Genomic DNA, 9185 nt, shown 5'->3' with positions numbered 1-9185 from the left:
CGCTCTAACCCCCCCGCGCCCCCCCCCCCCACCGGGGGTGCGCCACGTCATGTCCCGCGGGGGCCCCCCCGCCCCGCGCGCCCCCCCCCCCCCCCCCCCGCTCCGCCCGGTCGTAAATTCCGTGCTGGTTCGGCGCGCGGAGCGTACGCTCAAGGAGTCAAAGCGGGGTGGAGCAGTTCGGAAGCTCGCTGGGCTCATAACCCAGAGGTCGCGTGGTTCAAATCCCGCCCCCGCCACCAGAGTTCCGGCCCCCTCCTCATTCACGTGGAGGGGGCCGGACACGTGCGGGCGCCGCCCTCGGGTGCGGGAGGGGCTCTCCCGCGGTCAGCTCGCCGAAGGGTCTTGGGCGAGCGCGCGCCAGCCGTGCTCCAGCAGTTCGAAGGCGCGGTCGAGGGCTCGGCGCGGGTCGTCGTGCTGCTGGGCGGCGCGAGGCGCGTCGAGGGCGAAGAGGGCGAGAGCGGTACTGGCGGGGTCGTCCGCCGGAAGTCCGCTCTCCTCCGCGATGGCCCGGGCGAGGGCGGCCGTGTGACGCAGCCACATCTTCTGCTGGTAGTCCCGTAGGGCGGGAGTGTCACTCACCAGGCGGGTGAACTCGGCGAATCGGGGGTCACCGGGCACGGCCGCGACACGGGAGCGCAAGGCATGCTCGTGCAGGGCCGCGGATACGGACTGGTTTTCGGGCCGCTCCCGTACCGCGGCCAGCAGGGCGGCCTCCTGGTCGCCCTCCTCGTCGAAGACCAGGGCTTCCTTGACCGGGAAGTGCTTGAACAGCGTGGTGGTGGACACGTCGGCGGCGTCCGCGATCTCGCGGATCCCGACGTCGTCGTATCCGCGCTCCAGGAACAGGCGCAGCGCGGCGTCCGCGATGGCCTGCCGCGTGGCGGCCTTCTTGCGCTCACGACGGCCGATCGGAGCCGGCGCGGGGGGCGGCGCAGCCGGTGGGGCGGGCGGACCCGGCGGGGCGGGGGGCGGGGCCGGTGGGGCCGGCGTCGCCCCGGTGTCGGTCGTCTGGTCTGGCATGGCTTCAGTCTAACCTCTCGGTTCATCGGTATCAAAAGTTGAGTCGTTGCACTTATTGATCCGATGTGCTTTTCTGTGGATGCGACGGCCCGGACCGCCTCTCCAACAGCCGCAGCCAGGGCACGGCTGCGCCACGCGAACGGAGTCCCACCATGAAGACCGATGTCCCCACACCCCGCATCTCCATAGTCGGCGCCGGCCCCGGCGGCCTGACCTGCGCCCGCATCCTCCAGCAGCACGGCGTCCACGCCACCGTCCACGACCGCGACAGCGGACCCGACGCACGCGACCAGGGCGGCACCCTGGACCTGCACGCCGACAACGGGCAGATCGCCCTGCGCGAGGCCGGACTGCTCGACGAGTTCTTCCGCCTGTCACGCCCGGAGGGGCAGGCGATGCGCCAGTTGGACCCGGACGGCACGGTCCTCTTCCACCACGTGCCGACCGAGGACGAGAGGTTCAAGCCGGAGATCGACCGGGGGCACCTACGCGACCTGCTGCTCGCCTCCCTGCACCCGGGCACCGTCCGGTGGGGCCACGCGCTCAAGGAGGTCTCCGGCCCCGCCGACGGACCGCGGACCCTGCACTTCGCCGACGGGACCACGGCCGAGGCCGACCTCATTGTCGGCGCCGACGGCGCGTGGTCACGGGTCCGTCCGGTCCTCTCCCCCGCGACCCCCGAATACACCGGCTTCAGCTTCCTCGAAATCTGGTTCGACGACGTCGACAACCGGCACCCCGGCATCGCCGAACTCGTCGGGCAGGGCAGCGCCGCGGCGGCCGACGGGGACCGCGGTGTGTTCGCCCAGCGCAACAGCGGCGGTCACATCCGCGTCTACGTCATCCAGCGCGTCCCCGCCGACTGGATCACCGCCGCCGGACTGACGCCCGACGACACCGAGGGCATCCGCCGCCTCCTGCTTCGGCGTTACGACCACTGGTCGCCGCGCATGCGAGACCTGATCGCCGAGAATCCCGGCCGCTATGTGGACCGCCCCATCTACGCACTGCCCGTCCCGCACACGTGGGACCACAGCCCCACCGTCACCCTGCTCGGCGACGCCGCGCACCTCATGCCCCCGCTCGGCGTCGGCGTCAACCTCGCCATGCTCGACGCCTGCGAACTCGCCCTCGCCGTCGTCAACTCCGACACCGTCCAGGAGGCCGTCCGCGTCTACGAGAAGACGATGCTGCCCCGCTCGACCGAGACGGCACGGCTCCTCCACGGCGCCACCGCCGGACTGCTCTCCACGGACCTCCCCGACTTCGCCACCAACGGCGCACACTGACGCGGCGACCCGGGCTTGCTGGTGAGGCCACAGCGGTCGGTCCGGGCGCAACGTGGGCCGGATCAGCGTGGCATGCCGTACCAGCGGGTCGCGCTGCCTCCGTACGCCTCGGCCCTCTCCTCGAGAGTGAGGGTGACGGTGAGTCAGTCCGCGACGGCCAGGGTTTCGTCGTAACTCGTGGCAAGCAGGCAGACGAAGCGCACGTCGGGCATGTCAGCCACGGTACGCGGTGGCCCCTTCGCGGTTCGGGGAGGGTTACGGTCGCCGGGGTCAGCCCGTCGTCCGCAGTCTCAGGCCCGCCATGCCTCCGTCCACGGCGACGGCCGTGCCGTGAGGGATGCCGCAGCCGGAGAGGCCAAGCAGCAGATGGCGTCGGCGACTTCGTCCGCCGTCACCAGCCGGCCGTGCGGCTGGCGAGCGGCCAGTGCGGCACGTTGCCTGTCGGGATCAGGTGCTCGGTACAGCAACCGCTCTACCCATGGTGTGTCGACGGTTCCGGCGTTCACCGCGTTGACCGGACACCGTCGGCCACCAGGTCGGCGGCCATCGCGAAGGTGAGAGACAGGATCGCGCCCTTGGCCGCCGAGTAGAGCGCGCGCTCAGGCAGTCCGGCCGTCGCCGCGATGAAGGCGACGTTGACGACGGCCGCGTGCGGGGAGACCCGCAGCCCCGGCAGCGCGCGGGTGACACGGACCAGGCCCACCACATTCACGTCGAGGACCTGCTGCCATTCGTCGGAGTGGTCCTCCACCAGGCCCTGCGCCCCGACCTCGCGTTGTTGACGAGTACGTCCAGTCCCCCGAGCGTCTCCAGTGCAGCGCCGACGGCTTCCCGGACCGAGCGGTCGTCCCACAGGTCACCCTCGACGTACAGGGCATCGTCCACGGGCGGAGTGTGTACGTCCAAGACGGCGACATGTGCTTTCTGGGCCGCTGGACTCGACGCCCGCGCTGAAGGAGAAGCCGACGGTGTATTTGTGCGCTGCGGCCTGCGAGGCCACTGCATGGGCGTCGGCGGTCGGGGCGAGGTGCGAGGTGAGGTAGTTCGTCGTGCCAGAGTTGGCGAAGGTCACCGGTGGCGCACCTTGTACCTCAGGTGCAGCACCCTGTCGCCCTGGATGACCACGTGTGGATCCTCGAGCAGACGCGGCCCGTCGATGCCGCCGAAGTAGCGCCTGCCGGACCCGAACACCACCGGGACCACGTCCATCGCCACCTCGTCCACGAGACCGGCCGCGAGGATCTGAGCGCCCGCCTCGCCGGCGTTCACGGCGACGATCCGCTCCCCGGCGAGTTCCCGGGCCTTGTCGACCGCGGCCGCCACGCCGTCGACGAAATGGTAGGACGCCTCGGGATGCCACCCCTCGGGCTTGGGCCGGTGGGACACCACGACCACGTGATCGCCCGCGGGCGGCCTGCCCTCCCAGCCGTTCACCAGGTCGAAGAGGTTGCGGCCCATCACGATCGTGCCGATCGACTCCCACATCGACCGGACGTAGTCCGCCGACGCACGCGAGACCTTGATGCGGCTTCCGGCGCCGGAATGGTCGTAGGGCTCGTCCCCGCCCACGACGATCGGGACGTCCCCGCTGAAGTACCACTCGTGAAGGGGCCCGACCTCGCCCTTCTCGTCGGCGATGAAGCCGTCCACCGACACCACGCTGTGCATGATCACCGAGCCCACGGGCCCTCCTCGAAGTCTCCTTGCGGGTTCACCGCAATCCTCACGCGCCGAGGGGATCGGGGCATGTAAGAAATCAATCGGCGGGCATCGGACCGATGTCCTGAGGACCTTGCCGCTGGGTGGGGAATCGCCGCCGCAGGGCCAGGTATTGCGTCGGCGTGTGGCCGGTGAAGTCCTTGAACTCCCTGCTGAAGTGGGCATGGTCGAAGTAGCCCGCTCTTTGGGCGAGTTCCGACCAGTCGACCGGGCGCAGGGCGTCCACGGACACGATCAGCCGCGCGAAGCGGTAGATCCGCGCCACCCGCTTCGGGGTGACACCGACATGGGCCTTGAACAGGCCGGCCAGGTGACTGCCACTCACCCCGGCCGCATCGGCCAGCGCACCGACCGGGATCGTGCCGTGCGAGGTCTCCAGACGCCCGCCTGTGTGCCGGACCAGGTCGAGACCGCGCGCCGGGGCCTCGGCAAGTCGCAACCGCAACTCCTCCTCCAGCACTCGCAATGTCTCGGCGGCCGACCCGACGTGACCGACGCGGTTTCGGATCCGGTCCACAGAGCGTTGCCAGACGTCATCGACCGGCGCCCACCGGTTGTGCAGCTCGGCCGCCGGCACGTCGACGAACGGAGACATCCCCCAGGGTTTGAAGTGCACACCGACGAGCCGCACATGCGTGGGGTACTCGAAGAGGAAGCGCCTGGTCCATACGCCCATGAACCACCCGTCGGTGAACACCGCCGGCGGTACCGAAGGGTCGGAGTCCCACAGACGGACGGGCCCGCCCAGGTGAAGGAACAAGTGTGCCGACGGCATCGGCGGGACGTTCATCAGCCGGTGGTGCGGCACCCCGGTCAGACAGTAGATGTCGTCGATGAACCGATCCAGCGGCGGAGCGGGCACCCGGCCGACGTAGTCCATGAACTGAGTGTGGCAGCAGCGGCGTTCAGTTCGCGAGGGCGGCGCCCCCGTGCCCGACGCCCGCTTCGGCGAGGCCCTGGCCCCGTAGCGGTGAACCGGCTGGTCGATTCAAGTCGGGGCGCCCGCGCCAACCCAAGTACTCCTCCAGCAACCGGCACGCACCGTTCCGTCGGTGAACGAGAACTTCTCCGGGTTCTGGCCGTGGCTGACCGCGAGGTACTGGTCGCGTGTCTCGGCGCCGACCCCCAAGGCACGCGCCGCCGGCCCAGACCCCCGGGCCGCAGTCCCGTCCCCGCCTGCCCTCACACCACCGGGCCGTACGCGGCCCGCAACCGCACGCCGTCGGTTCGGGGCCGAGGGGGGCGATGGGCAAACACACCAAGACGCAGCACGAGATAGCGGCCGATCCCGACGAGCGCGGTGGCCGACAGGTACACCGTCTGCTGCAGGACGAGTCCGGCGCCGGGGCGAAGCGCGGCCAGCGCGCCGACCGCGGCGGACGTGACCAGCCATCCGAGGGCAGTGGTGGCCGCGCTCTTCAGGTGGCCGGCCAGACCGGGCCGTCCGTGGCCGAACGAGACACGAGCGTGCAGCTCGGTCGCGACCACGGTGGAGGCGACGGTGGTCAGCGCATTTGCCGCCATCCACGGAATCCACCGCGAAAGCAGGACCAGGGCTGCGGAGGCCGCCAGGGTGACCACACTGCCCAGCCCGGCGAAGCGCCCGAAAGCCGCTGCGTGCCGACGGATCAGTCGCAGGCCGTTCATGGTGATCCCCTCCCGGGCCGCTGGCCCTGACGGGGCCGTCGTCGTCATGCCGCAGAGCGTGGCCGAACCCCCATTCAGCGCGGTTTCAGAGCGTTTTCAGGGGTGGCGACGGTGGTGAAACCCCTATGGCGACAAGCAGCCGCCTGCCTCGACTGTGCTCAGCCGCTCAGTGGACTGGAGTTGGGGCGCGCCGAGCAGGCCGCGCCCGGCGGCTGGACCTCCGTGGTAGGTGTGCCCGGCCTGGTTGGCGCCGGCGGCGACCTGCCACCCGGACAGGTGGAAGGCCTGGAGGCCGGCCTTGACCTGCTGGACGGCCTGGCCGCCGGTGAGCGCGCCGAGGGCGTGGATGTAGTCCGGCTCGTGAAGCCGGCGTCACAGCCGCTCGGCGCCGCGCCGGGCCAGGGTCTGCTCCTCGCGGACACTGCCGGAGAGCCGTACGGCGTATTCGGCGCCGTAGGTGCGCTCGATGCCCTGCCAGAGCGGGTCGGTGTCCCAGCGCCGCGCGAGTTCCTCGGCCGCCTGCGTCCTCGCTTCTGCCATGCCTGTCACCGTCTCCTCGGTCTGTACTGGCTGCGAGCTCCCAGTGGTTCCCGCGCCCGCGGGGGGCGGCATTCAGGATCACTCCCGGCTGGTACACACCGGTACGCCGTTGGCCCTGGCGGTGTAATCATGACGGGCGTTCTTTGCGATCTTTCGTCCGGCCTCTTCACCAAGGTCGACGCCCTGCATCTCCGCGATCGCCGTGGGGTGGCGGAAGACCTCGGCGAGTTCTTCACCGTGGTCGGGCAGGCCCTTGCGCCACGCCCCGAGTGCCTCGCCGACCACCCTCCTGTGACGGGCCCATCGCTCTCCACGCCGCCCGCTCAACAGGCACATGCGGCTCCAGCGGCGCGACTCCGTGTATCAACGGCGCTGTCCGCCGGCCGCGCGGGAATAGGGGCGGGAAAGCACACCGGAGGTACAGCGGTGGCCCGATGCCGCCGAGTGACATATTCATAGACCAGCAAAGTCGGCGAACCAGGAAGAACGGTGCGATGACCTCAGGCAACGAAGCAATCACCTGTCCGTTCGACTTCAGTGAGGGCTTGGAGTTCGATCCCTCCCTGGCGGCGCTCATGGACCGTGGTTCCATCGCCCGGATCCGGCTGCCCTACGGTGACGCCGATGCCTGGCTGGTCACCGGCTTCGAGGGGGTGCAACAGGTGACCACTGACCAGCGGTTCAGCCGGGCGGGGATCATGGGGTCCGACTTCCCCCGGCTGACGCCGGAGCCCATCGTCTCCGCCGAGTCGATCAATGTGATGGACCCGCCGCACAGCAGCCGCCTTCGCCACCTGGCGTCGCAGGCGTTCACCCAGCGGCGGGTGGAGGCAATGCGGGCAAGGATCACCCGTCTCGCGGACGCCCTGCTCGACGAGATGGCCGAGCAGGGACCGCCGGCGGATCTCGTAGGCCATCTGTCGAACCCTCTCCCCCAGCACACCGTCTTCGACCTGTTCGGCATTCCCCAGGGCGACTGGAGCCGGATGCAGCAGAACCTGCAGCGACTCCTCGCCACCGGCCCGGACAGCCGTACGACCGCCGCAGCCGCCAAGGCCGAACTGCGCGACTACTTCACCATGCTGGTCGAACAGCGGCGGAGTTCTCCCGGCGACGACCTGATCAGCGCGTTGGCCACCGCGAAGGACGGCGAGGACACACTCGACGACCAGGAAGTCGCCGTCATGGCGCTCACGCTGACGCTCAGCGGACAGGACACGGCCACCTGCCAGATCAGCGACATCTGCTACCTCCTCCTGACCCGGCCCGAACTGATGGAACGCCTGCGCTGCCGGCCGGAGACCCTCACGGAGGTCCTGAACGAGCTGCTCCGCGTCATCCCTTTCCGTAAGGGAGTCGGCATTCCCCGGGTGGCACGGGAGGACGTGGAGATGGCCGGGGTACGGATCAGAAAAGGCGACTTCGTCCATGTGTCGTACCTGACGGCGAACCGCGACCCGCAGCGATACCCGAACCCGCAGTCCATCGACCCCGACCGGCCCCCGGCACCGCACATGACCTTCGGCTGGGGCGGACACCGCTGCATCGCCGTACCCCTGGCCATGGCAGAACTGGAAGTAGCCATCGGACGGCTGCTGGACCGGTTCCCCGGTCTGCGGCTCGCGGTCCCACCTGAAGAAATCCGCTGGGACACCGAGACAATCCGGCGCTTCCCGATCGAGCTGCCCGTCGCCTGGTAGGAGACCCGCACTGGTCCCGCCACACACGCCCACCCCGAGCCCGGCAGGCACACCCAGCACCTCGTAGCAGCCACACCGCGAACCCGACACGGAAAGGACTTCCCAATCGTTCGGAGGGCGTTCCCAGTTGTGCTGATGTCCAGGTGTTCCAGCATGAGCGTGAACCAGGTGACGAAGCCGACGACGACCGCGAAGTGGTTTCCGCGGACCCTGACCAGCCAGAGGCCCGCCCACAAGGCGAGCGGGTAGAGGACGTTGACCGCCGCATCGACGACCCAGTAGTAAGGGACGTCGGCGAGCGGGTTGCGGTCGCTGTCCGCTGTGGCCAAGTGATCGAGCAGCGCCTCAAGAGCATTGAGGAGCTAGCAGTATCCGAGCGTGACGACCACGACGGCAACGGTGGTTTTCGCGGCGCGTATCGGGTAGGTCATGCCGTCGATCGTCCTGTGCTCGTGGAGCGGTGTGAGCCGAGCGAGGGCTGGCCGTCGCCGGATCGGGCCTCGGCCGCGAGGCGCTGGACCATGTCGGCGATCCGGGTGAGCAGCTCGTCCCGTTCGAGTTCGAGGCCCGCAAGTGTCTGGATGGCGGCGCAGACGGCCCTTGGTGGCACTGGCGGGTATTCCGTGGCCGATCACGTTCCCGACGACGAGGGCCAGCTGCAGGGAGGGCAGAGCGATGCCGTCGTACCAGTCGCCGCTGACGTCCGCCTCGCCGCCCGCGGACAGGTAGACCCCGGCGGTATCGGCTGCCGGGGTGTCGGTCGCGGCCGGAGGGAGGAAACTCTGCTGCAGTGCCACGGCCGCCCGGTGCTCGCGCGTGTACCGGCGGGCGTTGTCGATGCGAGCGCACCCCGCGAGGCGATCTGCCTCATGAGATCCGCCTCGTCCTTGGCGAACGGGTCGGAACGGCCGGTGCGCCGGACCACGATGTTGCCGAGCGTGAGGCCGCGGGCGTACAGCGGCGCCACCATCACCGTATGGACGTCTGACGGCAAAAGATCCTCGGCCGAGCATGGGCCGCCGATCGGGGCGACGAAGCAGTCACGGCCATGGACGACTGTCCTGCCGCGTTGCGAGCTGCGCAAGAGACGTGGTCGGGCAGTGCGGGGACGGGGCTGCCGCGCTTGATGCCGGCTGGACATACCGCGGTCGCCGGAGCCAGGGCGACAGTGCGCAGGCGGACAGCGCGCGCAGGGAGCGCCGCGCCGTGCTTGTGAGCGGGCATGCGAGTGCGCTGCGACCCCGGCGTCGCGCTGCCGGTACGGCAGCGC

At 70.0% G+C, this 9185-nt stretch carries 10 protein-coding genes, 1 tRNA gene and 2 pseudogenes; 3 read left to right on the top strand and 10 right to left on the bottom strand.

Annotated elements, in window-relative coordinates:
• Positions 1-161 precede the first annotated feature (161 nt).
• A tRNA-Met gene (locus ACWGJB_RS39505) sits at positions 162-239 on the top strand.
• Between the two features lie 85 nt (positions 240-324).
• Here ACWGJB_RS39505 and ACWGJB_RS39500 read toward each other — a convergent pair.
• Entirely contained in the window at positions 325-1020 is a 696-nt protein-coding gene (locus tag ACWGJB_RS39500; protein WP_453384865.1) for a TetR/AcrR family transcriptional regulator, read from the bottom strand.
• Positions 1021-1172: 152 nt separating this feature from the next.
• Here ACWGJB_RS39500 and ACWGJB_RS39495 point away from each other — a divergent pair, with 152 nt between their 5' ends.
• The gene (locus tag ACWGJB_RS39495) at positions 1173-2309 is read left to right on the top strand and encodes an FAD-dependent oxidoreductase (protein WP_453384864.1); all 1137 of its coding nucleotides are present in this window, start codon (positions 1173-1175) and stop codon (positions 2307-2309) included.
• A gap of 290 nt (positions 2310-2599) precedes the next feature.
• On the opposite strand, the pseudogene ACWGJB_RS39490 reads toward ACWGJB_RS39495, so the two are convergent.
• The 7 genes and pseudogenes from ACWGJB_RS39490 to ACWGJB_RS39460 form a co-directional block, all read right to left on the bottom strand.
• Positions 2600-3012, bottom strand: a pseudogene (locus ACWGJB_RS39490) (SDR family oxidoreductase).
• Positions 3013-3017: 5 nt separating this feature from the next.
• Positions 3018-3194 carry a hypothetical protein gene (locus ACWGJB_RS39485; protein ID WP_453384863.1) on the bottom strand — a complete coding sequence of 59 codons (177 nt, stop codon included), beginning with the start codon at positions 3192-3194 and terminating at the stop codon, positions 3018-3020.
• A 183-nt stretch (positions 3195-3377) separates the two neighbouring features.
• Positions 3378-3992, bottom strand: a complete 615-nt coding sequence (locus tag ACWGJB_RS39480; RefSeq protein WP_453384862.1) for a dihydrofolate reductase family protein — start codon at positions 3990-3992, stop codon at positions 3378-3380.
• A gap of 73 nt (positions 3993-4065) precedes the next feature.
• The gene (locus ACWGJB_RS39475; RefSeq protein ID WP_453384861.1) at positions 4066-4908 is read right to left on the bottom strand and encodes a helix-turn-helix domain-containing protein; all 843 of its coding nucleotides are present in this window, start codon (positions 4906-4908) and stop codon (positions 4066-4068) included.
• Between the two features lie 302 nt (positions 4909-5210).
• Positions 5211-5723 (bottom strand): hypothetical protein, encoded by a 513-nt coding sequence (locus ACWGJB_RS39470; protein WP_453384860.1) that lies wholly within the window; start codon positions 5721-5723, stop codon positions 5211-5213.
• A gap of 177 nt (positions 5724-5900) precedes the next feature.
• A pseudogene (locus tag ACWGJB_RS39465) lies at positions 5901-6215 on the bottom strand (isocitrate lyase); the annotation flags it as partial.
• Between the two features lie 78 nt (positions 6216-6293).
• The gene (locus ACWGJB_RS39460) at positions 6294-6500 is read right to left on the bottom strand and encodes a hypothetical protein (protein WP_453384859.1); all 207 of its coding nucleotides are present in this window, start codon (positions 6498-6500) and stop codon (positions 6294-6296) included.
• A 209-nt stretch (positions 6501-6709) separates the two neighbouring features.
• Between ACWGJB_RS39460 and ACWGJB_RS39455 the strand changes: the two genes are divergently transcribed.
• Complete coding sequence (locus ACWGJB_RS39455) at positions 6710-7915, top strand: cytochrome P450 (RefSeq protein ID WP_453384858.1); 1206 nt, start codon at positions 6710-6712, stop codon at positions 7913-7915.
• A gap of 427 nt (positions 7916-8342) precedes the next feature.
• On the opposite strand, the gene ACWGJB_RS39450 is transcribed toward ACWGJB_RS39455, so the two are convergent.
• Together ACWGJB_RS39450 and ACWGJB_RS39445 are read right to left on the bottom strand one after the other, a co-directional pair.
• Positions 8343-8525: a hypothetical protein gene (locus tag ACWGJB_RS39450; protein WP_453384857.1), complete on the bottom strand. Its 183-nt coding sequence runs from the start codon at positions 8523-8525 to the stop codon at positions 8343-8345.
• A 21-nt stretch (positions 8526-8546) separates the two neighbouring features.
• A complete protein-coding gene (locus tag ACWGJB_RS39445; protein ID WP_453384856.1) occupies positions 8547-9056 on the bottom strand; it encodes a GAF domain-containing protein in 510 nt (169 codons plus the stop codon).
• Positions 9057-9185: the final 129 nt, after the last annotated feature.

The organism is Streptomyces sp. NPDC054813 (assembly GCF_053611365.1).
The sequence above is the reverse complement of the archived record's forward strand: the minus strand, read 5'-3'. Positions and strand labels throughout refer to the sequence as shown.

Bases quoted from the DNA above. Each gene is read 5' to 3' on its own strand.
- ACWGJB_RS39495 (WP_453384864.1), top strand. From the start codon at position 1,173: ATGAAGACCGATGTCCCCACACCCCGCATCTCCATAGTCGGCGCCGGC.
- ACWGJB_RS39455 (WP_453384858.1), top strand. From the start codon at position 6,710: ATGACCTCAGGCAACGAAGCAATCACCTGTCCGTTCGACTTCAGTGAG.
- ACWGJB_RS39470 (WP_453384860.1), bottom strand. From the start codon at position 5,723: ATGACGACGACGGCCCCGTCAGGGCCAGCGGCCCGGGAGGGGATCACC.
- ACWGJB_RS39445 (WP_453384856.1), bottom strand. From the start codon at position 9,056: ATGTCCAGCCGGCATCAAGCGCGGCAGCCCCGTCCCCGCACTGCCCGA.
- ACWGJB_RS39500 (WP_453384865.1), bottom strand. From the start codon at position 1,020: ATGCCAGACCAGACGACCGACACCGGGGCGACGCCGGCCCCACCGGCC.
- ACWGJB_RS39475 (WP_453384861.1), bottom strand. From the start codon at position 4,908: ATGGACTACGTCGGCCGGGTGCCCGCTCCGCCGCTGGATCGGTTCATC.